The organism is Enterobacter sp. 120016 (assembly GCF_018383635.1).
Taxonomy (GTDB): Bacteria; Pseudomonadota; Gammaproteobacteria; order Enterobacterales; family Enterobacteriaceae; genus Enterobacter; species Enterobacter asburiae_D.
In genome coordinates this window covers 167,814-192,287 of record NZ_JAHAWC010000007.1, presented here as the reverse complement: position 1 = coordinate 192,287, position 24,474 = coordinate 167,814, and the positions used below count along the sequence as shown (strand labels likewise).

Annotated in this window: 22 protein-coding genes and 1 other RNA gene; 9 read left to right on the top strand and 14 right to left on the bottom strand. The window is 55.6% G+C overall.

The window, feature by feature from the left end:
* Positions 1–2 precede the first annotated feature (2 nt).
* The 13 genes from KIF87_RS12695 to garL all read right to left on the bottom strand — a co-directional run bounded on the left by KIF87_RS12695 (position 3) and on the right by garL (position 14,013).
* A complete protein-coding gene (locus tag KIF87_RS12695; RefSeq protein ID WP_213328899.1) occupies positions 3–1,334 on the bottom strand; it encodes an SLC5/6 family protein in 1,332 nt (443 codons plus the stop codon).
* 261 nt (positions 1,335–1,595) lie between these two features.
* A complete protein-coding gene (locus KIF87_RS12690) occupies positions 1,596–2,006 on the bottom strand; it encodes a Spy/CpxP family protein refolding chaperone (RefSeq protein ID WP_148243368.1) in 411 nt (136 codons plus the stop codon).
* Positions 2,007–2,155: 149 nt separating this feature from the next.
* Positions 2,156–4,450, bottom strand: a complete 2,295-nt coding sequence (gene pflB, locus KIF87_RS12685; RefSeq protein ID WP_213328898.1) for a formate C-acetyltransferase — start codon at positions 4,448–4,450, stop codon at positions 2,156–2,158.
* Between the two features lie 15 nt (positions 4,451–4,465).
* Positions 4,466–5,674 (bottom strand): propionate kinase, encoded by a 1,209-nt coding sequence (gene tdcD / locus KIF87_RS12680; protein ID WP_213328946.1) that lies wholly within the window; start codon positions 5,672–5,674, stop codon positions 4,466–4,468.
* A gap of 30 nt (positions 5,675–5,704) precedes the next feature.
* Positions 5,705–7,036: a threonine/serine transporter TdcC gene (gene tdcC / locus KIF87_RS12675; RefSeq protein ID WP_213328897.1), complete on the bottom strand. Its 1,332-nt coding sequence runs from the start codon at positions 7,034–7,036 to the stop codon at positions 5,705–5,707.
* A 9-nt stretch (positions 7,037–7,045) separates the two neighbouring features.
* The gene (gene tdcB / locus KIF87_RS12670; protein WP_032640996.1) at positions 7,046–8,035 is read right to left on the bottom strand and encodes a bifunctional threonine ammonia-lyase/L-serine ammonia-lyase TdcB; all 990 of its coding nucleotides are present in this window, start codon (positions 8,033–8,035) and stop codon (positions 7,046–7,048) included.
* A 101-nt stretch (positions 8,036–8,136) separates the two neighbouring features.
* Positions 8,137–9,057, bottom strand: coding sequence for a transcriptional regulator TdcA (tdcA, locus tag KIF87_RS12665; RefSeq protein WP_008501504.1), 921 nt, complete (start codon positions 9,055–9,057; stop codon positions 8,137–8,139).
* 810 nt (positions 9,058–9,867) lie between these two features.
* Positions 9,868–10,284 carry a hypothetical protein gene (locus KIF87_RS12660; protein WP_249665891.1) on the bottom strand — a complete coding sequence of 139 codons (417 nt, stop codon included), beginning with the start codon at positions 10,282–10,284 and terminating at the stop codon, positions 9,868–9,870.
* Positions 10,274–10,786 carry a hypothetical protein gene (locus KIF87_RS23295; RefSeq protein WP_249665890.1) on the bottom strand — a complete coding sequence of 171 codons (513 nt, stop codon included), beginning with the start codon at positions 10,784–10,786 and terminating at the stop codon, positions 10,274–10,276. The genes KIF87_RS12660 and KIF87_RS23295 overlap by 11 nt, the downstream gene beginning before the upstream one ends.
* A 24-nt stretch (positions 10,787–10,810) precedes the next feature.
* On the bottom strand, positions 10,811–11,695 hold the full coding sequence (locus KIF87_RS23290) for a PAAR domain-containing protein (RefSeq protein WP_249665889.1): 885 nt from the start codon (positions 11,693–11,695) through the stop codon (positions 10,811–10,813).
* A 199-nt stretch (positions 11,696–11,894) separates the two neighbouring features.
* Positions 11,895–12,271: RNase P RNA component class A (gene rnpB / locus KIF87_RS12650), an RNA gene on the bottom strand.
* Positions 12,272–12,330: 59 nt separating this feature from the next.
* Positions 12,331–13,221, bottom strand: a complete 891-nt coding sequence (gene garR / locus KIF87_RS12645; protein WP_213328896.1) for a 2-hydroxy-3-oxopropionate reductase — start codon at positions 13,219–13,221, stop codon at positions 12,331–12,333.
* Positions 13,222–13,242: 21 nt separating this feature from the next.
* Positions 13,243–14,013 carry a 2-dehydro-3-deoxyglucarate aldolase gene (gene garL / locus KIF87_RS12640; protein ID WP_213328895.1) on the bottom strand — a complete coding sequence of 257 codons (771 nt, stop codon included), beginning with the start codon at positions 14,011–14,013 and terminating at the stop codon, positions 13,243–13,245.
* 374 nt (positions 14,014–14,387) lie between these two features.
* On the opposite strand from garL, the gene garD reads away from it, so the two are divergent.
* A complete protein-coding gene (garD, locus tag KIF87_RS12635; protein ID WP_213328894.1) occupies positions 14,388–15,959 on the top strand; it encodes a galactarate dehydratase in 1,572 nt (523 codons plus the stop codon).
* Between the two features lie 46 nt (positions 15,960–16,005).
* Here garD and KIF87_RS12630 read toward each other — a convergent pair whose 3' ends face one another.
* Positions 16,006–16,809, bottom strand: a complete 804-nt coding sequence (locus tag KIF87_RS12630; protein WP_063143552.1) for a DeoR family transcriptional regulator — start codon at positions 16,807–16,809, stop codon at positions 16,006–16,008.
* A 251-nt stretch (positions 16,810–17,060) separates the two neighbouring features.
* Here KIF87_RS12630 and kbaZ point away from each other — a divergent pair, with 251 nt between their 5' ends.
* The 8 genes from kbaZ to kbaY all read left to right on the top strand — a co-directional run bounded on the left by kbaZ (position 17,061) and on the right by kbaY (position 24,369).
* Positions 17,061–18,356 carry a tagatose-bisphosphate aldolase subunit KbaZ gene (kbaZ, locus tag KIF87_RS12625; protein ID WP_349628229.1) on the top strand — a complete coding sequence of 432 codons (1,296 nt, stop codon included), beginning with the start codon at positions 17,061–17,063 and terminating at the stop codon, positions 18,354–18,356.
* 20 nt (positions 18,357–18,376) lie between these two features.
* Complete coding sequence (gene agaV, locus KIF87_RS12620; RefSeq protein ID WP_213328893.1) at positions 18,377–18,850, top strand: PTS N-acetylgalactosamine transporter subunit IIB; 474 nt, start codon at positions 18,377–18,379, stop codon at positions 18,848–18,850.
* A 10-nt stretch (positions 18,851–18,860) separates the two neighbouring features.
* A complete protein-coding gene (agaW, locus tag KIF87_RS12615) occupies positions 18,861–19,640 on the top strand; it encodes a PTS N-acetylgalactosamine transporter subunit IIC (protein WP_024906387.1) in 780 nt (259 codons plus the stop codon).
* The gene (gene agaE, locus KIF87_RS12610; RefSeq protein ID WP_029739649.1) at positions 19,630–20,508 is read left to right on the top strand and encodes a PTS N-acetylgalactosamine transporter subunit IID; all 879 of its coding nucleotides are present in this window, start codon (positions 19,630–19,632) and stop codon (positions 20,506–20,508) included. Before agaW ends, agaE begins: the two co-directional genes overlap by 11 nt.
* 16 nt (positions 20,509–20,524) lie before the next feature.
* On the top strand, positions 20,525–20,959 hold the full coding sequence (agaF, locus tag KIF87_RS12605; protein WP_159514984.1) for a PTS galactosamine/N-acetylgalactosamine transporter subunit IIA: 435 nt from the start codon (positions 20,525–20,527) through the stop codon (positions 20,957–20,959).
* Positions 20,956–22,089, top strand: coding sequence for an N-acetylglucosamine-6-phosphate deacetylase (gene nagA, locus KIF87_RS12600; protein ID WP_213328892.1), 1,134 nt, complete (start codon positions 20,956–20,958; stop codon positions 22,087–22,089). The genes agaF and nagA overlap by 4 nt, the downstream gene beginning before the upstream one ends.
* Before the next feature lie 246 nt (positions 22,090–22,335).
* A complete protein-coding gene (locus KIF87_RS12595; RefSeq protein WP_213328891.1) occupies positions 22,336–23,484 on the top strand; it encodes an SIS domain-containing protein in 1,149 nt (382 codons plus the stop codon).
* A 12-nt stretch (positions 23,485–23,496) separates the two neighbouring features.
* Entirely contained in the window at positions 23,497–24,369 is an 873-nt protein-coding gene (gene kbaY, locus KIF87_RS12590; RefSeq protein WP_213328890.1) for a tagatose-bisphosphate aldolase subunit KbaY, read from the top strand.
* The last annotated feature ends 105 nt before the right edge of the window (positions 24,370–24,474 follow it).

The following is a 24,474-nucleotide window of genomic DNA, read 5'->3' as shown; positions in this document are numbered from 1 at the left end:
CCTCAGGAGAATGCGAGGAAAGGAGAAACACAAAGCAGCAGTCCGGTGATGACGATTATCACCAGCGATACGCCTTTATATTTATGCAGGGCCGGCACCTTGTAGACCAGCCATGCAGGGATCAGGCAGCCCACCATGCCGAAGATAGGGCTGCAAATGGAGGTGAAGCTCAACACCGGCGCGTTTAAGACAATGGCGCTCCAGGCCAGCAGAATGGCGAACAGCATAATCCCGCGCTGGACGGCGTTTTCACTGATTTTCTCTGCCGGCATTTTGCGGCGCAGGATGTTCATGACGATACCCTGCGTAGCCTCGCGGAAGCCGAGGTAAACGCCGAAGAACGCGGTCATCACGGCAAAAATATTGAGGATCACGCTGACAATTTTGACCCAGCCCGCGCCGTCACCGCTGATAAACTGCGCCGCAATCGCCAGAGCCGAAATGTTCTGCTCGTAGGCTTTAACTGCCTCATCGTGCCCCATCGCCAGGGTGAAAGAGACGGCGTAGAAAAAGACCGTCACAAACAGTATGCCAAAGGCAATATTCATCGCCCGCAGCGCCTTGTGACGCGCAACCTCCACGGATTTTTCACGTGAACGATATGAGATCACCATCGGGCTTAAGGTCTGAATAAACAGAATGGAGGTTAAGGTAAAGGGCAGCGTAATGATGGCGTTTTTAATCAGCAGCCCCGCAGGCGGCAGCATGCCCACGTTGGCCAGATGCCAGAGCCCAATCATCGACAGCCCCAGCGCCGCCACCACAAACAGCTTGGTCAGCACCATCAGGCTGGAGACTTTAAACAGCAGCTTTTCACCGCGCGACGAAATGGCCACCAGAATGCAGATCAGGCATAAACCGTAAAACGGATTGTCGGATAACAAACCGTCGGTCACGCCGAAGGTGTGCAAATACGAGGCGCTGTCGTTGGTGATGGCCGTGGAATAGACAAACATCCAGATCACCAGCATCACGAAATAGAGCGCGCCTAATAAGATGCCCCAGTTCTTCCCCAAATAACCGCTAATGACGCTCGGGTAATCTTTGCACTCCGGCGATTCCGCCAGCGTATTAATAAACAGACGCTGGAATAAATACATGGCCGGATAGCCGATTATTGATGAGAGCAAAAACACCCACAGCCCCATTAATCCTACCTGTACGGGGAGAAAAACTATCCCCGCGCCGATAGCCATCCCGATACTCATGATGACCCAGCCCGTGTCGGTGCTGTCGAATTTAATTGCCTCTTGCCACTCGCTTTCGCTCATTCCCGCCCGCCTTGCCGCGGGGGAATCACTCACAATCACACTGCTGTTTGTTGCCGTATCCATTGGGCACTCGCTTATTTTGTAGGGTAAACAGTTGTTTTTATAGGTTTCCGATCGCCAGCGATTGCGATTCAGAGAGCAGCAGGTGCTTATTGTTGATGTGTGAAAATCATATCCGGAGCGAGGGAGAAAAAAGTCACAATTTTTATAAGGATTTTCAAAAGCTGGGGGAAATTTTGCTTTTTTGAAGGTTTAATATGCGTTATTTTTCTAAAAGTGACGACGATCAAGAAATAAAAACCCGCGCCGTGCGCGGGTAGGAAATCACTCAGCCAGCGCGTTAGCCATGTCGGTTCTGATCTGCTTACGCTGTTCCGGCGTCAATACCTGGCTGACGTCGAAGTAATATTTCACGCGGTAATAACGGGTCTGCTCTTCAATTTTACTAAAGGCGGTAAGCTGGCTTTTCACCGTGCTTTCGTCCCATTTACCCGCCTGGAACATGTCGATCAGCGCGCCGTCCTTCACGCCCGTCATCGGGATCTTGCTGACATTTTGTTCCAGCTGCTTATGCAGATCTTCAATCTTCTTAACCTGCTCATTGCTGAGCTTCAGGTGCTGTACCAGCGGATCCTGCGATGGAGACGGGGCAGCCTCAACGTTCGCGGCCTGTGCCGTAAAACTGCACACTGCCAGCGAGGCGGCGACCAGCGCAATACGGGTCATTTTCATCATCTTACTGTCCTTACATGCTGTTATAGGGAAAAGCAGGCGTATTGTTTTTCAAGAGCGGATGAATATGTGTCAGTAATTATATAAACAATTTTGTATGTTTAGCGGGCAAAAAAAAGCCCCCTGCGTTGAGGGGGCATGAGAACTCATTTTTAGATAGATTGGGTAAACGTTCGCGAAATCACATCCTGCTGCTGCTCGCGCGTCAGGGCGTTAAACCGCACCGCATAGCCTGACACGCGGATCGTCAGGTTCGGGTAATTCTCGGGATGCGCGATGGCATCAAGGAGCATTTCCCGGTTCATGACGTTGACGTTCAGATGCTGCCCACCCTCAATGGACGCTTCGTGGTGGAAGTATCCGTCCAGTAGCCCTACCAGGTTGGTTTTGCGAACCAGCTCGTCCTTGCCCAGCGCCTGCGGCACGATGGAGAAGGTGTACGAGATCCCGTCTTTCGCATAGGTGAACGGCAGTTTGGCAACCGACGTTAGCGAGGCCACCGCCCCTTTTCTGTCGCGGCCGTGCATCGGGTTCGCGCCAGGCGCAAACGGCGTGCCGCCGCGGCGTCCGTCCGGCGTGTTCCCGGTCTTCTGGCCGTAAACCACGTTGGAGGTGATGGTCAGGATCGACTGGGTTGGCACCGCGTTGCGGTAGGTTGGCAGCGCCTGAATTTTCTTCATAAAGCGCTCCACCAGGTCGCAGGCGATGCTGTCCACGCGGTCGTCGTTGTTGCCGTACTGCGGATAGTCCCCTTCAATCACGAAGTCGACCGCCAGTCCGGTATGGTCGCGCACCGGCTTCACCGTGGCATATTTAATGGCCGACAGAGAATCCGCCGCTACCGACAGCCCGGCAATGCCGCAGGCCATGGTACGATAGACGTCTCGGTCGTGCAGCGCCATCAGCGAGGCTTCGTAGCTGTACTTATCATGCATGTAGTGAATGAGATTCAGGGCGCTGATGTACTGCACCGCCAGCCAGTCCATAAAGTGATCGAGGCTCGCCATCACGGTGTCGTAATCCAGCACGTCATCCAGCAGCGGCTCGGTTTTCGGGCCGACCTGGATCTTCAGCTTCTCATCCACCCCGCCGTTGATCGCGTACAGCAGCGTTTTGGCGAGGTTGGCGCGCGCGCCAAAGAACTGCATCTGCTTGCCGATCACCATCGGGCTGACGCAGCAGGCAATGGCGTAGTCGTCGCTGTTGAAGTCCGCACGCATCAGATCGTCGTTCTCATACTGCAGCGAAGAGGTGACGATCGACACCTGCGCGGCATATTTCTTGAAAGCGATCGGCAGTTGTTCAGACCAGAGGATCGTCAGGTTCGGCTCCGGCGCAGGCCCCATGGTGTGCAGCGTGTGCAGATAGCGGAAGCTGTTTTTGGTCACCAGCGTGCGCCCGTCCAGCCCCATGCCGCCGATCACTTCCGTCGCCCAGATCGGATCGCCGGAGAAGAGCGTGTCGAACTCCGGCGTGCGCAGGAAGCGCACCATGCGGATCTTCATGATGAAGTGGTCGATAAGCTCCTGCGCCTGGACTTCATTCAGCCTTCCTGCCTGCATGTCGCGTTCAATGTAGATATCGAGGAACGAGGCCGTGCGCCCCAGCGACATCGCCCCGCCGTTCTGGGATTTCACCGCGGCAAGGTAGGCAAAATAGACCCACTGCACCGCTTCCTGGGCGTTCATCGCCGGGCGCGAGATATCAAAGCCATAGTTCGCCGCCATCTGCTGGATCTGCAGCAGCGCGCGCTTGTGCTCCGCCAGCTCTTCACGCAGGCGGATCGTCGCCTCCAGATCTTCACCGCGCTCCAGCCTGCCCTGCAGATCCGTAAACTGGAGTTCACGCTCGCGCACCAGATAAGCGATCCCGTACAGCGCCACGCGGCGATAGTCGCCGATGATGCGTCCGCGCCCGTAGCCGTCCGGCAGACCGGTCAGCACGCCGGATTTACGACAGCGCATCATCTCAGGGGAGTAGACGTCAAATACCCCCTGGTTGTGGGTTTTGCGCAGGTCGGTAAACAGGTATTCGAACTGCGGATCCATCTCCCGGCCATAGGCTTCGAACGAGCTGCGGATCATGTTGATCCCGCCGTACGGGTGCAGCGCGCGCTTGAGCGGCTTATCGGTTTGCAGACCGACGATCGTCTCCAGATCCTGGTCGATATAGCCCGGCCCGTGGGCCGTAATAGTGGTGGCAATGCTGGTGTCAAAATCCACCGGGGCGTGGGTGGCGTTCTCCTGGCGAATGCCAACCATTACCTTCTGCCACAGCGCCGTCGTTGCTGGCGTCGCCTGCGCGAGGAAAGCTTCATCGCCTTCATAAGGGGTGTAGTTATGCTGAATAAAATCGCGGACGTTGACGGCGTTTTTCCATTCTTCACCGCGAAACCCGGCCCATGCGTCGCTGTAGGGCGCGACGCCCGTATCGATTGTTACTTTCATGTGTTTCTCGCTTTATCAGGCGTAAGCCGCGGCCGGGGTAACCTTCCCAAGACGGAGGGCGTCCAGCGCGATCATTTTTTCTTCGTTGGTAGGGATAACCGCGCAGGCCACGCGGGACGACTCGGTGGAGATCACGCGCTCACCCGCGCTGCCCGGCAGGGCATTTTTGGCGTCGTCGAGGCGGATGCCGAATACGTTCAGATGTTCCGCCACCAGCGCGCGGACAAGCTTCGAGTTTTCGCCAATGCCGCCGGTAAAGACCACCCCATCCAGGCGGTGCAGCGACGCCGCGTGCCCGGCGATATGTCGCGCAATGCGGTGAACAAAGGTGTGTATTGCCAGCTGTGCCCGCTCATTGCCTTCGTGCCAGGCTTTCTCCAGCGCGCGTAAATCGGAGGAGATGCCGGAGATCCCCAGCAACCCGGACTCTTTATTGACCACGCGCTCCAGATCCTCGAACGACTGCCCGGTCTGCTGGGCAATCCACGCCATCGCGCCGAAGTCCACGTCGCCGCAGCGCGTCCCCATTACCAGCCCTTCCAGCGGCGTCATCCCCATCGAGGTATCGACGCTTTCGCCGTTGCGCACCGCGCAGATGGACGCCCCGTTGCCGAGATGGGCAATCACCAGGCCGCTGTCATCGGGGGACAGCCCGAGAAGCGTATGCGCCTGCGCGGCCACGTAGCGGTGAGAGGTGCCGTGGAAGCCGTAGCGGCGCACGCCCAGCGCTTCAAAATAGCGGTACGGCAATCCGTACAGATACGCCTGCGGCGGCAGCGTCTGGTGGAAGCTGGTGTCAAATACCGCCACCTGCTGCACGCCCGGGAACAGGCGCTCTGCGGCTTCCACGCCGCTCAGGTTGGCGTAGTTATGCAGTGGCGCCAGCGGGGAGACCTGGCGGATCTGCTCTATCACCTCTTCCGTGATCAGGGTCGACTCGCTGAAGAGGTCGCCGCCGTGCGCAATGCGGTGGCCAATTAGGGCCACGCTGCGCATCAGGTTACGCTTCTCCAGCTCCAGGGCGATGGCAGCCAGCGCCCCTTCGTAGTCCTGGTGAGCCAGCCTGGCCGGCTCACCCCCGTTCACGGAAATAAAGGCCTTCTCGGTGTTGATCCCGTCTGCAATGCCCGTCATCAGGGCATCGCAGCTGCTGGCGTCGAGCACCGAAAACTTAACAGAGGACGATCCGCAGTTAATAACCAGTACAACCGGAAACTCAATCATCATGTGACTCCGCTCTTCCTGAGCAATGGGTTAGAACAGTTTGTAAACGATATTCAGAATGGTCAGCAGGCCGACCGCGGTAACGAAGATGTTCTCGGTACGCCCTTTGTATTTCGCCAGCGCAGGCGCCTTGCGGATGGCATACATCGGTAGCAGGCATAGCAGAGAGGCGATGATTGGCGCACCCATGGCTTCAATAAGGTCCAGAATGTTCGGGTTGGCGTAGGCCACAACCCAGGTGGAGCCCATGATGAACACCATGCTGATGGTGTTCAGTTTGCCAACAGAAACTTTCTTCTTATCGCCCTTGTAGCCGAACTTAAGGATCAGGCCGTTCAGCCCTTCCAGCGTGCCCAGGTAGTGACCGAAGAAGGATTTGAAGATAGCCACCAGCGCGATGATGGAAGCACCGTATTCCAGTACCGTCGCAAACGTCGATTTGGTTCCGGACATTGACGCAAAGTGGTTCGCCAGGTAGGAGAGCACCGGAATGTTCTGCGCCTTGGCGTCCGCCATGTTCTGCGGAGAGAGCGTAAACAGACAGCTAAAGGCGAAGAACATCACCACGGCCACCATCAGCAGGCTGGCGCGACCGATGATTTTGGAACATTTCTGCTCGGTGAACTCTTTACCGAACTCAGGTTCGTACTCTTCGCGCTTGGAGACCACAAACGAGGAGACGATAGGCGAGAAGTTGAAGGAGAAGACCATGATGGAGATACCCAGCCACACCGTGACCAGAATGCCGTCATGACCGGTAAAGGCGATATCGCTCAGGTTGACCTGGTCGATCACCGCCGAGTTCCAGTAAGGGATCAGCGACAGGGAAATCAGCACCAGGCTGGCGATAAACGGGAACACCAGGAAGCTCATGACCTTCACCATCAGGTCTTTACCAAACCAGATAACAAAGGCCATCAGCAGCAGCAGGAACAGCGCCACCACGCCGCGGTTCAGCGCAGGCAGCTGGAGCTGGTTTTCCCAGAAAGTCATAAAGGTGTTGGTAATGGTGACGCCGTAAATCCACAGCAGCGGGCAAATGGCGAAGAAGTAGAGGAAAGTGATCAGCACCCCACCGGTCTTACCAAAGTGCTCTTCCACCGTTTCGGTGATGTTGCCGGAGACGTTGCTGCCGGACAGACACAAACGCGCCAGCGCGCGGTGGCAGTAAAACGCAATCGGGAACGCGAGAACCAGCATCAGCAGGATAGGGATCAATCCACCAAAGCCTGCGCGAATGGGGAAGAACAGCACGCCTGCGCCAATGGCGGTACCAAACAGGCCAAGCGTCCAGGTGGTATCAGACTTACGCCAGGAGGACGTTTTTGTCTGGCCAACGATAATGCTTTCTGTGTTGCTCATAGGTCACCTTTATGCGTCAACGAAGCCGGTAATTTGGGAAACACGGGAGAGATCGATATTGCCGCCGGAAATAATGCAGACGGTTTTACGACCCTGAATATAGTGGTCAAGCTTGCCGCTTAATAACGCGGCACAGGCCAGCGCGCCCGCGCCTTCCGTCACCACTTTATTTCGCTGAATAAGCGCGATCATGCTGTCGCGAATGTTGTCTTCGCTGACCAGCACAATGTCATCAACCAGCTCGCGAACAATTTCGAACGGTAAATTACCGGGACGAGAAACGTCACAGCCGTCGGCCAGCGTGCCGGTAACGCGATGGCTCATTATTTCTCCGGCCTGATACGATGCCGCCATGCCGTGAACATTTTCTGACTGCACGCCGATGATATTAATGGTTGGGTTGATGGATTTAATTGCCGTCGCAATCCCGGCAATTAAACCGCCACCGCCGATAGGCACAATGACGTTATCCACGTCGTATAAATCTTCGAGAATTTCAAGACCGATGGTGCCCTGCCCGGCGATCACTTTGGCATCGTCGTAAGGGGGAATAAAAATACGCCCTTCCATCTCGACGATTTCGCTGACTTTGGCGATGGTGTCGTTGAAGTTTTCACCGTGCAGCACGACTTCTGCGGAGTAGTCGCGGGTAGCGGCAACCTTGGATTTCGGCGCACCCATCGGCATCACTACTTTGCCGTCGATGCCGAGCATGGCGCAGGAGAGGGACACCCCCTGCGCGTGGTTCCCCGCGGAGCAGGCGACAACGCCCTTGCGTTTTTCAGCGTCGGTCAGCGAGCTTAACTTGTTAAACGCGCCGCGGATCTTAAACGAGCCGGTACGCTGCATGTTCTCAAACTTCAGGAATATTTCACCCTTACAGCGTTCGCTCAGGTAATTCGAACGTGGCATACCGGTTTTATATATTTTTCCTGCCAGTCGTTTTCTGGCGTCCTGAATATCTTCAATCGTTACCGGGAGATCGTAGGTAATATGCATAATATCCTCGTTATAATAATTCATTCTTTTCAGGCAAAGTCAGGGTATCAGCGCGTTAACACGTTAACGCTCTGGGTGTTTTTAAAATGGGTGCTAATTATTCATCGTCGTCTTTCGATATTCATCGACGAATATTGTTTTGCCAGCTCAACTAATACTGACGCCGATTTTTTAATCCTGTAATTTTTTGACCACACGGCAGCATAACGCGCCACGGGTAATTCATCTTCCACTGGCAGCACTATAAACTGGTCAGAACCGAACGGTGCAATCATGTCGCGGGGAATGACCGTCAGATAATCGGCATTCAGGACAAGGTTATAAATGGTGACGACGGAATCGGTCTGGACGATGTTTTCGATGCTGATGTGGTTGTCTTGCAGGGTGGTCAGAAGTTCTTTGTAGTAGCCCATATCGGTTTGCGGCATCACCCACTGCTCGTGCGTGAGCGATGCCAGTGTCGTCGGGCCGGTGCACGTTCGCGTTTTGCTGGCGACCAGCACAAACTCGGACTCAAACAGCGGTTCGACGTGCAGATCCTGCAACAGCATTTCATCACTCAGCGTGCCGATAGCGAAATCCAGACGACCGTCGCGAATGGCCGGCAGGAAAGAGGAGAGCTGGGCTTCATACATCGAGACGCGTGCTTTCGGGAACACTTCCTTGAATTTTTTGATCATCTCAGACAGGAAGGTAAAGCCGATCAGCGACGGGTAACCAAAGGAAACGTCCATAACGGTGCTGAAACTCAGGCTGTTAATCTCACTCACCATGTTTTTCATTTCGCGGGTGATCGACTCAGAGTACGAGAGCAGAACCTGGCCCGCGGCAGTGAGTTTTACGCCGGTGTTTTTACGCACCATCACTTCCACGCCGAAGTAGGACTCAATATCGCTGATGATTTTGCTGACGGCGGGTTGCGTCAGGCCCAGCTGTCTTGCTGCAGAACCTATGGAGCCACTTTTAATGACTTCCTGAAATACCACGAGGTGCTGTGTTTTCGGTAGAATAATAGTGTTCATAATATTCTGCACTTATTTCCCTATGACGGGGTGAATTCTACTCAATAATGTTTGAAGGGGTATGTGCTGTTACTCACAATTTGCTTTCCAGGCCCCTTAACACACACATCATAAAACCAATAAAACAAATATATATCAAATAGATACCACAGTATAAATATGCTACTACGCTGATATTGATCAACAAAAATAGCGGTAATAAATTTATTTTATGGCGATAACCCTGATAAATTTTACCGTCCGGAAAAAATCAATAAAGACGATATTTCAGGCAATTAAAGGCCAATAAATAACCGCTAATTGTTTGAAACATTCTTTCAATTTATCAAATTTTTCCGACGCGAATTTTCATGCTTGCGGAAAAGAGTGGAATACGTCACATATTCACGGGAGAAATGTATTTGATTTCAATATATGTATATCAAACGAGAAAAGTTTCGCGATCATTAAGGTAACAATCATAACAAATTATCAATACTGAAAATCGTGCGTTTTTTAGCGTGAAATTTTGTGATGGCGATCGTCTACAGATACAGGAGCGACACTGAGGGGGTAAAAACAGTGAAATGTGCTTAATGTCGCAAATATGAGAATTGATGTCGTTTGTCGGGTGGCGCTGCGCTTACCCGACCTACAACACCCTGAAAGCAAAAACCCCGCCGAAGCGGGGTTTTTTAAGAAGTTGAAGCTGACCGATAAGACGGCTTCGTTCAACCATACGTCAGGCATTTGCGGCGCTGGGGTTGTCGTGTGTCGCAGACTGTATCGCCGTTTGTGTTACAGTGCAAAGTCCACCGAGTAAAGCTCCTTTCACACCCAACCATGCCTAATTGCTAACATTTGTAATACACCAACGATAAAAAACAACAGACTGACAACCGCCAGGTATATCTCCGCGTAGAATGGGCCAATAAGCCGTTTTGGTAGCCCACGAATAAAGTCCTTGTCATCGTTTTTGGTCAGGATTGAGCTTTTATTCCACAACAGCGGCATGTATATAAAACTCACTTTTGTGCTGTATGCCACTTTGACATAGAGCGTGTTGACGTTCTCGAACAGCAATACAGCATCAGGCAAACTACCGTATCTTTCTTTGTACAGGATGCAGATCTCTTTAAATCTATCCCTGTTCAGAACTGAGGCTATGATACTGGCTATACCGAAGCCGAAAGCAAGTGCACCAATAATTACTGTTGCCTTGGCGCTAAGTAGGTCATCAATGGTCATTGCTTGTAACCTCATATAGCGATTCACCAACGAAGCCACCGAACGCGGATGTGGCTTTATCGCTCCCATATGCAATAGCGCCATTTACACCAAGCGTACAAAGTAATGCTCCGGCACCTGCGGCTTCTATGGTTGCAGCGCCAAGCACTATCGCACAGACGGTATTTGCTGCGGCTGTACCCGCAATTTTTCCAGCTATCGCACCGCCGTTCAGGCTACCGGAAAACTCTCCAATAGAGGTAAACGACATTTTCGCACAATCTCGGCCCACGGTGCAGGCTTCGATGATCTTTGCGGCTGTATCAAAGGCAGACAGACCAATGCCGATCTTCCCGGCTGTTTCCATCCACTTGACGTACTTCGCCAGCTTCTCAATGTGGGTGGCGTAACCCTCTATATCGCTAATGCCTGTTTCATTCCAGCGGTGAGTGATTGAACGGCTGGAAAGGCCGAGGGCGCTTTTAAGGTCGGTGTATTCATTGAACATGAAACGATGCTTCATGAACATCTTCAGCACGCTATCGAGTTACCCGAACAGGCGACGGCGCTCAACAAAGAATTGTTCACCGATCAGTGTGCCACTGGTGATGTACTGGTTCTTGTAGGTTTTCTCTATCTCGACAAGGATTTTTTCTACCTGTTCAAAATACCCTTTCGCGGCTTCGGTTGCTTGTCCTGAGTATCCATAAGTATCGCTCGCCGTACTGGCAGCAGCAGCGAACATCTCAATGGTGTCTTTGTACTTGTAGAGAAAGTTGGCTTGCTGAATGGAGAGAGGAGCTAACGCTGCATCAACTCGCGCTTTCGCGGTCCGCATATGTGCAATTTGTTCTCTGTCCTGCTTATCAGGGTCAACCACCAGCATAATAGAACCGGCTTTATATCTTTCATCCCGGCCGTTCAGCGCGGCAAAGAGTTCTTTTACACCTGCAGGTGGGCTCTCTGTGAACAACAGACGTTGCCAGGCTTCCGTAGTGCCACCATAGGGGATAATGGCAAAACCTGCGTCTATTCCTGTTTTCTTTTTCGCGGTCTGGGCGTGCTGTTCTGGTTCCGGCTCTGAACGAAGTTTTGGCATCAGTGCGACTGGGGACGCTGCCGCTACATTTGAACGTCTTGACGAAGATACATTTTCTTTTTCATAACAGTCCGGAATGGAAGGAATGAACTTCGCCTTGCACGGGCAGGAGCTGATACTATCCAATGTTCCGGCTAACTGCTGCGTTTTGTCCAAAAATCCCTCTGTGCCCCCGATAATTTTGTAGGAAACACCTGGATTTTTTCCACAAGAAACAAAATCGCCTTCGCGCGCAGCGTTAGCACCGTACCAATCTATTACCGGGGTTCCGGTTAAGATTTTGCCACCACAGGTAGTTTGGTCTCCAACCCGCAGATAATAACCTGTTGCCATAAGTCCCTCTACTTGTTATGGAAATAACAATGCTGGACAGTTTACAAGCAATAATCTCTCAAACAAGAAACATCAGACTTAAGTAAAACTTAATCAGGTATTACTCAATAGGTATACGTAATGGAGGGCAGGAAAAAAGACAACCGCTGATGCATCCCATTTTTTACACCTGAGACACATCAACGATCGTTTTAGAAGAAGTTGAAGCTGACCGATAAGCCGGGTTCTGTCGTGGACAGTCATTCATCTAGGCCAGCAATCGCTCACTGGCTCAAGCAGCCTACCCGGGTTCAGTACGGGCCGTACCTTGTGAACCCCTATTTGGCCTTGCTCCGGGTGGAGTTTACCGTGCCACGGACTGTTACCAGCCGCGCGGTGCGCTCTTACCGCACCCTTTCACCCTTACCTGATCCCGCTTGCGCGGGCCATCGGCGGTTTGCTCTCTGTTGCACTGGTCGTGGGTTTCCCCCCCAGGCGTTACCTGGCACCCTGCCCTATGGAGCCCGGACTTTCCTCCCCTCCGCCCGTCTCCCCCGAAAGGGACGACGACGAAGCGGCGACTGTCTGGTCAGCTTCGGCGCGTAGTATAGAGGGTTTGCGCGCCGCTGTCACCCTAAGGTGTGGGCAAGGCGTGATTAACGCGCCACTTCCACCTTCGCCAGTTTTTCGTAGTAGCATGCAATCGCGCTGTGATCGGCCGTGCCCAGGCCATCGGCACGCAGCGCCTGCATCATCTCCATGACCGCCGCGGTCAGCGGCAGCTGTGCGCCCACGCCGTGTGACGTATCCAGCGCGTTCGCCAGATCTTTGATATGCAGGTCGATGCGGAAACCGGGTTTGAAATTACGATCCATGACCATCGGCGCTTTGGCATCCAGCACGGTACTGCCCGCCAGACCACCGCGAATGGCCTGATAGACCAGATCCGGATTGACGCCCGCTTTGGTTGCCAGCGTCAGCGCTTCGGACATGGCGGCAATGTTCAGCGCCACAATAACCTGATTTGCCAGCTTGGTCACGTTACCCGCCCCGATGTCCCCGGTATGCACCACGGAGCCCGCCATGGCTTTCATCAGGTCGTAGTATCTATCGAATACAGCTTTATCGCCGCCTACCATCACCGACAGCGTGCCGTCGATCGCTTTCGGCTCACCGCCGCTGACCGGCGCATCCAGCATATCGACGCCCTTCGCTTTTAACGCCTCGCTGATTTCACGGCTTGCGAGCGGCGCAATAGAGCTCATATCAATCAGTACCAGGCCCGGCTTCGCACCGTCGATAATGCCGTTTTCACCCAGCGCGACCTCTTTAACATGCGGGGAGTTTGGCAGCATGGTGATGATGACATCGCACTGCTCGGCAATGGCTCTGGCGGTGGTGGCCGTTTCTGCGCCAGCCGCCATTACCTCAGCCACGGCCTGCGAATTATGATCGGATACCACCAGTGAGTAACCCGCTTTGATGAGGTTCTTACTCATTGGTTTACCCATGATCCCCAGGCCAATAAAACCCACTTTCAGCGTCATAATCTGTTTCCTCAATGATGGTTATTTTTTAAAAGTGTCCGCTAATTTCTGCGTAGCCGAGCGGAATACGCCGAGGTCGCTGCCGACGGCAACAAACGTGGCTCCCCACTCCAGATAGCGACGGGCATCAGCCTCAACCGGCGCCAGAATGCCGCACGGTTTGCCGTGTGCTTTAGCGCGGGCAAAGATGTGCTGGATCGCGCGCTGCACGTCAGGGTGGCTGGCGTTACCCAGATGGCCAAAGGCGGCAGCCAGATCGCTTGGGCCGACGAAGATACCGTCCACACCGTTTGTGGCTGCAATCGCGTCGACGTTATCAACGCCCTGCTGGCTCTCGATCTGAACCAGAATGGTGATGTTGTTATTAGACTGCGCGAAGTAGTCCGGCACGGTGCCAAACATATTGGCGCGATGCGAAACGGAAACGCCGCGGATCCCTTCTGGCGGATAGCGCGTTGAGGCTACGCCCAGCGCCGCTTGTTCTTCCGTCTCCACAAACGGGATCAGGAAATTGTAGAAACCAATATCCAGCAGACGCTTGATAATCACCGGCTCATTGGTGGGTACACGCACTACCGGGGCGCTGTGGCTGCCTTTCAGCGCCATCAGCTGCGGAATAAACGTGCTGATATCGTTCGGCGCATGTTCGCCGTCCAGCACCAGCCAGTCGAAACCGGCCAGGCCCAGCACTTCGGTGCTGATTGGGTTTGCCAGCGCGGACCAGCAGCCAATTTGAATCTGGTGCGCCGCGAGGGCCGCTTTAAATTTATTCGGGAAGATATCGTTACTCATCGTATTTACCTTTTTTATTCCGCAGCCTTTTTCAGTATCATTTTATTTATTCAGACACCGCACCAGCATTATATTTATTATTCTGACGTATTTTGGCGTTATAAAATCGTCATTCAGTATAAGACGCAATCCACGACCACACATTGTTGTAATGCTCAAGCATTGCGATACATTTTGATAAAAATTTTTGCATATGCACAAAGCACTGGGCGCTAATGCACAGAATCAGGGATTACCGGTTCGGGAGCGATCGCGATCACATTTTCATGCCCCCTATGCTGACATGCTTTAATTCTGAAAGCCGCGTATTTATTTCTACCATTAGAAAATTGGCTGGAATTATTATCAGACACTTTGCTGGAGAATACTGAACAATGGCCGACATTGAAATTCGACAGGCATCGCCGACGGCGTTTTATATCAAAGTACACGACACCGATAATGTGGCGATTATTGTCAACGATAATGGCTTAAAAGCGGGCACCCGCTTCCCGGACGGGCTGGAATTGATTGAGCATATTCCGCAGGGGCATAAGGTCGCCCTGGTAGATATCCCTGCTAATAGCGAAATCGTACGTTACGGTGAAGTCATCGGCTATGCCGTTCGCTCTATACCACAGGGGAGTTGGGTTGAGGAGTCGCTGGTGGCGCTGCCTGAAGCGCCGCCGCTGAACACGCTTCCGCTGGCGACCCGCGTGCCGGAACCGCTTCCTCCGCTGGAGGGCTATACCTTCGAAGGCTACCGCAACGCGGACGGCAGCGTCGGCACCAAGAACCTGCTCGGCATTACCACCAGCGTGCACTGCGTGGCGGGCGTCGTGGATTACGTGGTGAAAATCATCGAACGCGATCTGCTGCCGAAATACCCGAACGTCGACGGCGTGGTGGGCCTGAACCACCTCTACGGCTGCGGCGTGGCGATTAACGCCCCCGCTGCCGTGGTGCCTATCCGTACCATTCACAATATCGCCCTGAACCCGAACTTTGGCGGCGAGGTGATGGTCATCGGTCTGGGGTGTGAAAAATTGCAGCCCGAGCGCCTGCTGCAGGGCACTGAAGATGTCAAAGCCATTCCGGTAGACGAGGCCAGCATCGTGCGCCTGCAGGACGAACGCCACGTTGGGTTCCGCTCAATGGTCGACGATATTCTGCAGGTGGCAGAGCGTCATCTCGACAAACTCAACCGGCGCCAGCGCCAAACGTGCCCGGCCTCGGAACTGGTAGTGGGCACCCAGTGCGGCGGCAGCGATGCCTTCTCCGGCGTGACGGCCAACCCGGCGGTGGGCTATGCATCCGATCTGTTCGTGCGCTGCGGCGCCACGGTGATGTTCTCCGAGGTGACCGAAGTGCGTGACGCCATCCATCTGCTGACGCCACGCGCCGTGAATGAAGAGGTGGGCAAGCGCCTGCTCGAGGAAATGGCCTGGTACGATAGCTATCTCGATATGGGCAAAACCGACCGCAGCGCCAACCCGTCTCCGGGCAACAAAAAAGGCGGCCTGGCAAACGTGGTGGAAAAAGCCCTCGGGTCGATTGCCAAATCCGGCCAGAGCGCGATTGTGGAAGTGCTCTCTCCGGGCCAGCGCCCGACGAAACGCGGCCTGATTTACGCGGCAACGCCTGCCAGCGACTTCGTCTGCGGCACGCAGCAGGTGGCGTCCGGCATTACGGTGCAGGTCTTTACCACCGGGCGCGGCACGCCGTACGGCCTGATGGCGGTGCCGGTAATCAAGATGGCGACCCGCACCGAGCTGGCAAACCGCTGGTATGACTTGATGGACATCAACGCGGGCACCATCGCCACCGGAGAAGAGAGTATTGAGGACGTGGGCTGGAAACTGTTCCACTTCATTCTGGATGTCGCCAGCGGACGGAAGAAAACGTTCTCCGACCAGTGGGGGCTGCATAATCAGCTGGCGGTGTTTAACCCGGCACCGGTGACGTGACTTCCCCTTACCCTACCCTCTCCCCATAGGGGAGAGGGTAAAAACCTTAAACCAACACCACATCAATCCCGCTTTTCCGCAGCCCGTCCAGGCTCTCCGCCGGAATGCCTTCATCGACAATAATCATATCAATCCTTTGCGTATCAATGATTTTATGCAGGCTTGAGCGGTTAAATTTGCTGGAGTCAGTGACAACGATAATGCGCTCCGCCACCTCGCACATTTTGCGGTTCAGACGGGCTTCATCCTCGTTGTGCGTGCTCACGCCGCGATCGAGATCGATGGCGTCAACGCCCAGGAACAGCAGGTCAAAATGGTAATTCTGTAGCGACTGTTCTGCCTGGTCACCGTAGAAAGATTGCGACTGACGGCGCAGATGCCCGCCGGTCATCAGCAATTCCACCCCTTCCGCTTCCAGCAACGCATTCGCCACGTTCATCCCGTTGGTCATCGCAATGACGTCCGTGTGCTGGCGCAGCATGCGGGCGATTTCAAACGTCGTGGTGCCGGAGTCCAGAATAATACGGTGCCCGGGTTTGACCAGCGCGGCAGCGGCCTGCGCGATGCTGCGCTTCACCGCCGTATTCAGCGAGCTTTTATCCTCCACGGAAGGCTCAGCGCCCGGCATGTTGCCTTCGCATATCAATGCCCCACCGTAAGCGCGAACGGCAATGCCCTGCTTCTCCAGGAACGCCAGATCGTTGCGGATCGTCACCGTCGATACGCCGTACAGATGAGACAGGTCGTTAACCTGCACGCTTCCCTGCGCCCGCAACCGCTGAATGATCTGCTCTCGCCTTTCACTGGTGCCGGTGATGCGCTTTTCCGCGGATGAATCGGTGCTGCTCATACGAGCTCCTTAATAAATAGTCTTTCGTTTCATTTCGTTTTGCCTATTAAGGCCTTTCTTTTACGGGAATGCAAGTCCCGCCTTACGTCCAGAAGCAAGCCAACACTGCGCTGAAACCTTTCATTATGTTTCTTTTGTGAAACAGATCGGAAATCTATTATCTTTCGTTTTATTTTTATATCACCATGATGCAGGATTAAATGAAACAAAACGAAAGACAAGTATCATTACCATCCGAAATGGAGAGGAAAGTGAAACATCTGACAGAAATGGTGGAACAACATAAACGAGGGAATTCAAACGGGATCTATGCCGTCTGTTCCGCACATCCGCTGGTACTTGAAGCTGCCATTCGTTACGCGCATTCGCATCAGTCGCCGCTGCTGATCGAGGCCACCTCCAACCAGGTGGATCAGTTTGGCGGCTATACCGGCATGACGCCTGCGGATTTTTACGGATTTGTCTGCCAGCTTGCTGATTCGCTCGGTTTCCCGACGTCACAGCTGATCCTCGGCGGCGATCATTTAGGCCCTAACCGCTGGCAAAATCTCCCTGCGGAACAGGCGATGGCAAACGCCGACGATCTGATCAAAAGCTATGTTTCTGCCGGATTCAAAAAGATCCACCTGGACTGCAGCATGTCCTGCGAGGACGATCCGGTTCCCCTGACCGATGCGATCGTCGCCGGTCGCGCCGCACGCCTGGCGAAGATTGCCGAAGCGACCTGTCGCGATCGGTTTGGTGAATCCGATCTGGTCTACGTTATCGGCACGGAAGTGCCGGTTCCCGGCGGCGCGCACGAGGCGCTCACCGAACTTGCCGTCACCACGCCGGACGCGGCACGCGCCACGCTTGAAGCGCACCGCCACGCGTTCGAAAAGGAAGGCTTGAGCGACATCTGGCCGCGCATTATTGGCCTGGTGGTCCAGCCTGGCGTGGAGTTCGACCACGCGCACGTCTGCGACTATCAGCCGCAGAAAGCCGTTGCCCTGAGCAAAATGGTTGAAGCCTACGATACGCTGGTGTTTGAAGCGCACTCCACCGACTACCAGACGCCGCAGGCGCTGCGTCAGCTGGTCAACGATCACTTTGCGATTCTGAAAGTTGGCCCCGCCCTGACCTTCGCCCTGCGCGAAGCGCTGTTCTCGCTGGCCGCCATAGAAGAGGAGCTGCTGCCGGCAAAAGCCAGCTCCGGCCTGCGTCACGTGCTGGAAAACGTCATGCTCGATCGCCCGGAATACTGGCAAAGCCATTACCACGGTGACGGCAACGCGCGTCGCCTGGCGCGCGGCTACAGCTACTCAGACCGCGTGCGCTACTACTGGCCGGACAGCCAGATCGACGACGCCTTTGAACGGCTGGTGCGTAACCTGGCAGACGAGCCTATTCCTCTGCCGCTGATCAGCCAGTACCTGCCGTTTCAGTACGGCAAAGTTCGCGAGGGCGCTCTCAAGTCAACGCCACGGGAACTCATCATCGACCACATTCAGGACATACTCCAGCAGTACCACGCCGCCTGCGAAGGCGTAACGACTCAAAACGCATAATTAAAAAAGAGGAAAACGCTATGCCAAACATTGTCTTATGCCGCATCGACGAACGCCTGATCCACGGTCAGGTGGGCGTGCAGTGGGTGGGGTTTGCGGGGGCAAACCTGGTGCTGGTCGCTAACGACGAGGTCGCTGAGGATCCGGTTCAACAGAACCTGATGGAAATGGTGCTCGCGGAAGGGATTGCCGTGCGTTTCTGGTCGCTGCAAAAGGTCATCGACAACATTCATCGCGCCGCTGACCGCCAGAAAATCCTGCTGGTCTGCAAATCACCCGCCGATTTTCTGAAGCTGGTTGAGGGCGGCGTGCCCATCACCCGTATTAACGTCGGAAACATGCACTACGCCAGTGGCAAACAACAAATTGCCAAAACGGTCTCTGTCGACACGAACGATATCGCCGCGTTCAACGGCCTGAAAGCGGCCGGTGTGGAATGCTTCGTTCAGGGCGTTCCAACAGAAACTGCTTTGGATCTCTTTAAACTGCTCTGAGGGATTCACAATGGAAATCAGTCTGTTGCAGGCGCTGGGGTTAGGCATACTCGCCTTTATCGCCGGTCTGGATATGTTTAACGGGTTAACGCACATGCACCGCCCGGTGGTACTCGGGCCGCTGGTCGGCCTGATTCTGGGCGATCTGCACACCGGCATTTTGACCGGCGGTACGTTAGAGCTGGTCTGGATGGGGCTGGCCCCGCTCGCCGGTGCCCAGCCGCCTAACGTCATTATCGGCACCATCGTGGGTACCGCCTTTGCCATCAGCACCGGCGTGAAGCCAGAAGTCGCGGTTGGCGTCGCCGTGCCGTTTGCCGTGGCGGTTCAGATGGGGATTACGTTCCTCTTCTCGGTAATGTCCGGCGTCATGTCACGCTGCGATCGCATGGCGGCCAATGCAGATACTCACGGTATTGAACGGGTTAACTATCTTGCGCTGCTGGCGCTCGGCATCTTCTATTTTCTGTGCGCGTTCCTGCCGATCTACTTCGGTGCGGAACATGCAAAAACCGCCATTGACGTTCTGCCAGCACGGTTGATTGACGGCCTCGGCGTCGCGGGCGGCATCATGCCAGCCATCGGCTTCGCCGTGCTGCTGAAGATCATGATGAAAAACGTCTACATCCCTTACTTCATTATCGGCTTTGTCGCCGCCGCCTGGCTCAAGCTTCCGGTGCTGGCGATTGCGGCGGCCGCGCTGGCCATGGCGCTGATCGACCTGATGCGTAAATCACCTGAACCGACGGCTCCCGCAGCCCAGAAAGAGGAATTCGAAGATGGCATCTAACCAAACCACCCTGCCGGGCGTGTCTGAAAGCGAAGAGACGCTGCTGACCGGCGTGAATGAAAACGTCTACGAAGACCAAAACATCGGTGCCGAACTGACGAAAAAGGATATTAACCGCGTGGCCTGGCGTTCCATGCTGCTGCAGGCCTCGTTTAACTACGAACGTATGCAGGCCTCCGGCTGGCTGTACGGGCTGCTGCCCGCGTTGAAAAAGATCCACACCAACAAGCGGGACCTGGCGCGGGCGATGAAAGGCCATATGGGCTTCTTTAACACCCACCCGTTCCTGGTGACCTTTGTTATCGGCATCATTCTGGCGATGGAGCGATCCAAGCAGGATGTGAACAGCATCCAGAGCACCAAAATTGCCGTCGGCGCGCCGCTCGGCGGCATTGGCGACGCCATGTTCTGGCTAACCCTGCTGCCCATCTGCGGCGGTATTGGTGCCAGCCTGGCGCTGCAAGGATCGATTCTGGGCGCGGTGGTCTTTATCGTGCTGTTTAACGTGGTACACCTCGGCCTGCGTTTTGGCCTGGCGCATTACGCTTACCGGATGGGCGTCGCGGCCATTCCGCTGATTAAAGCCAACACCAAAAAGGTTGGCCACGCAGCGTCTATCGTGGGGATGACGGTGATCGGCGCGCTGGTGGCAACCTACGTCCGCCTCAATACCACGCTCGAAATCAAGGCGGGTGATGCGGTCGTCAAACTGCAGGCCGACGTCATCGACAAGCTGATGCCCGCGTTCCTGCCGCTTGTCTACACCCTGACGATGTTCTGGCTGGTACGCCGCGGCTGGAGCCCGCTGCGGCTAATCGGTATCACCGTGCTGCTGGGCGTTGTCGGTAAATTCTGTCACTTCCTGTAAAAGCAAAGAGGTTGCGATGTTAGGCATTATTTTGACGGGTCACGGCGGGTTTGCCAGCGGGCTTGAGCAGGCGATGAAGCAGATCCTCGGCGAGCAGCCGCAGTTTATCGCCATCGATTTTCCTGAAACCTCCACCACCGCGCGGCTGACCGCTCAGCTTGAGCAGGCGGTCAGCGAACTCGATGCGCAGCACGATATTGTGTTTCTCACCGACCTGCTCGGCGGCACGCCGTTCCGCGTAGCGTCAACGCTCGCGATGCAAAGGCCGGGCCGCGAAGTGATCACCGGCACCAACCTGCAGCTGCTGTTGGAGATGGTGCTGGAGCGCGACGGATTAAGCAGCGAAGCGTTTCGTCTGCAGGCGCTGGAGTGCGGACACCGCGGCCTGACGAGCCTGGTGGACGAGCTGGGGCGCTGTCGCGAGGAAGCCCCTGCTGAGGAAGGGATATGAGCCAGCTGCTGCGCGCGCGACGGATCCTTACCGAACAGGGCTGGCTGGACGACCACCAGCTACGCATTGAAAGCGGTGCGGTTGCGGCGATTGAACCCATCCCGGCGGGCGTTACGACGCGGGATGCGGAGCTGCTTTGCCCGGCCTATATCGATACGCACGTCCACGGCGGCGCGGGCGTGGACGTCATGGATGATGCGCCCGGCGTGCTGGATACTCTGGCAATGCATAAAGCCCGCGAAGGCGTGGGCGCATTTCTGCCCACCACCGTGACCGCGCCGCTGGAGAGTATCCACGCCGCGCTGATACGTATCGCCCGGCGCACTCAGTCCGGCGGTCCCGGCGCGCAGATCCTGGGCAGCTATCTGGAAGGACCGTACTTTACGCCGCAGAACAAAGGGGCGCATCCGCCGGAGCTCTTCAGGGAGCTGGATATCGCCGAGCTGGACAGGCTGGCTGACGTTTCACAGGGCACGCTGCGGGTAGTGGCGCTCGCGCCAGAAAAACCCGGCGCGCTGCAGGCGATTCGCCATCTTAAACAGCGCGGTATACGCGTGATGCTGGGTCACAGCGCTGCCACGCACCGGCAAACTCTCGCCGCGTTTGATGCGGGTGCCGACGGGCTGGTTCACTGCTACAACGGCATGACGGGGCTGCACCACAGAGAGCCCGGCATGGTCGGCGCAGGGCTTACGGACAAAAGGGCGTGGCTGGAGCTGATTGCCGACGGCCACCACGTCCATCCGGGGGCGCTGCGCTTATGCTGCTGCTGCGCGCAGGAGCGCGTGGTGCTGATTACCGATGCCATGCAGGCGGCAGGTATGCCGGACGGACGGTACACGCTTTGTGGCGAAGAGGTCTCGATGCAAAACGGCGTGGTTCGAACCGGCTCCGGCGGGCTGGCGGGCAGCACGCTGTCGCTGGATGCCGCGGTCAGGAATATGGTGGAGTATGCGGGCGTAACCGCCGAAGACGCTATCCATATGGCCTCGCTGCACCCTGCCCGGCTGCTGGGCGTTGACGGTCAGCTAGGATCCTTAGCCCCGGGTAAACGCGCCAATGTCATTGCGCTGGACGGGGGTTTACACCTCCAGCAGATCTGGATTCAGGGCCAGGCTCTCCCCCTTTAGCCCTTTCATTGTGTCTCCTGTTGGCCTTACGGCACCCGATCGTAAGGCCTTTCTTTTCCTTTCCTTAACTCTTCCCTTTCCTTTCACGATCACACTTTTCGTTTTATTTCTTTTCTTCCATTGAAGTTTCGATTTCTTTTCTATAGATTTTATTTAACTGCTTAAGTGAACAAGTGAAACGAAACGAAAGATAGCGACACGATTGCCAGCGTCTGATGTGGAATTCACAAGACTAAGGACTGAGTTATGCCACAAACCACTACCGCCGCGACAACCGGCACCTGGACCGAGGAAGAGATCCGCCAGCAGCCTGCCAGCTGGATCCGCTCGCTCAACAACATAGATAACCTGCGTGCTTCGATCGACATTTTCCTGACGCCGCTGCTGCGCAAGGACGATCTGCGGATCGTCCTGACCGGCGCGGGCACGTCCGCCTTTATCGGCGATATCGTTTCTCCCTGGCTCGCGAGCTACACCGGGAAAAACTTCACTGCCGTCCCGACAACCGATCTGGTCACGAACCCAATGGACTACTTCAGCCCTGCGCATCCGCTGCTGCTGATTTCGTTTGCCCGCTCCGGCAACAGCCCGGAAAGCGTCGCGGTCGTAGAGCTGGCAAACCAGTTCGTGCCGGAGTGCTACCACCTGTCGATCACCTGTAACGAGGCGGGCAGCCTGTATCAGAACGCCGTCGACAGCGATAACGCCTTTGCCCTGCTGATGCCTGCCGAAACGCACGATCGCGGGTTCGCGATGACCAGCAGCATCACCACCATGATGGCGAGCTGTCTGGCGGTGTTCGCGCCGGAAACGATCAATAGCCACACCTTCCGCGACGTCGCCGATCGCTGTCAAGCGATCCTCACTGCGCTCGGTGATTTCAGCCACGGCGTCTTTGGCAATGAAGCGTGGAAACGCGTTGTCTATCTGGGAAGCGGCGGCCTGCAGGGCGCGGCGCGCGAATCGGCGCTGAAGGTGCTGGAGCTGACGGCGGGCAAGCTGGCGGCGTTTTACGATTCCCCGACGGGCTTCCGTCACGGGCCGAAGTCGCTGGTCGATAGCGAAACGCTGGTGGTGGTGTTCATCTCCAGCCATCCGTATACGCGTCAGTACGATCTGGATCTGCTAGCCGAGCTGCGCCGCGATCGCCAGGCCCTGCGCGTCGTCGCCATCGCCGCTGAAAACGATCCGGTCATTGAAGCGGGTCCGCACATTCTGCTGCCGCCTTCACGTCCGTTTATCGATATGGAACAGGCGTTCTGCTTCCTGATGTATGCCCAGGTCTTTGCGCTCACCCAGTCGATCGGCGTAGGCAATACGCCCGATACGCCATCCGCCAGCGGGACGGTCAACCGCGTAGTGCAGGGCGTTGTTATTCACCCGTGGCAGGCTTAAGAGGATCGGATCATGAGTATCATTTCAACCAAATATCTTCTGCAGGACGCACAGGCAAAAGGCTACGCCGTTCCGGCGTTCAACATCCACAACGCGGAGACGATCCAGGCGATCCTTGAAGCGTGCAGCGAAATGCGATCGCCGGTGATCCTCGCGGGCACGCCGGGCACCTTTAAGCATATTGCGCTGGAAGAGATCTACGCCCTGTGCAGCGCATACTCCCACACCTACGACATGCCGCTGGCGCTGCATCTCGATCACCACGAATCGCTGGACGATATTCGCCACAAGGTCAACGCGGGCGTGCGCAGCGCGATGATCGACGGCAGCCACTATCCGTTTGAACAAAACGTGAAGCTGGTGAAGTCGGTGGTCGATTTCTGCCACCTCAACGACTGCAGCGTCGAAGCAGAGCTGGGCCGTCTGGGCGGCGTGGAAGATGACATGAGCGTGGACGCCGAAAGCGCGTTCCTCACCGATCCGCAGGAGGCGAAACGCTTCGTCGAACTGACCGGCGTCGATAGCCTTGCCGTCGCCATCGGCACCGCACACGGCCTGTATACCAAACGTCCGAAAATCGACTTCCAGCGGCTGGCGGAAATCCGCGAAGTGGTCACCGTGCCGCTGGTGCTGCACGGCGCGAGCGATGTGCCGGATGAGTTTGTTCGCCGCACCATCGAGCTGGGCGTATGCAAAGTCAACGTGGCCACCGAGCTGAAAATTGCCTTCTCTGACGCGGTTAAAGCCTGGTTTGCCGAAAACCCGCAGGGTAACGATCCGCGCTTCTACATGCGGGTCGGCATGGACGCCATGAAAGAGGTGGTCAGAAGCAAGATCGCCGTTTGCGGCTCGGCAAACCGGCTCCTGCTTCCTGCCGAAGCCTGATCCCATCGCGCATTACGTCAATACCTAAAAAATAACTATAAGCCTCGCAAATATGAAGGCGCGTCCTTAAGCCGGACAGCGCCTTCCATTATCCTAAAAATCCGA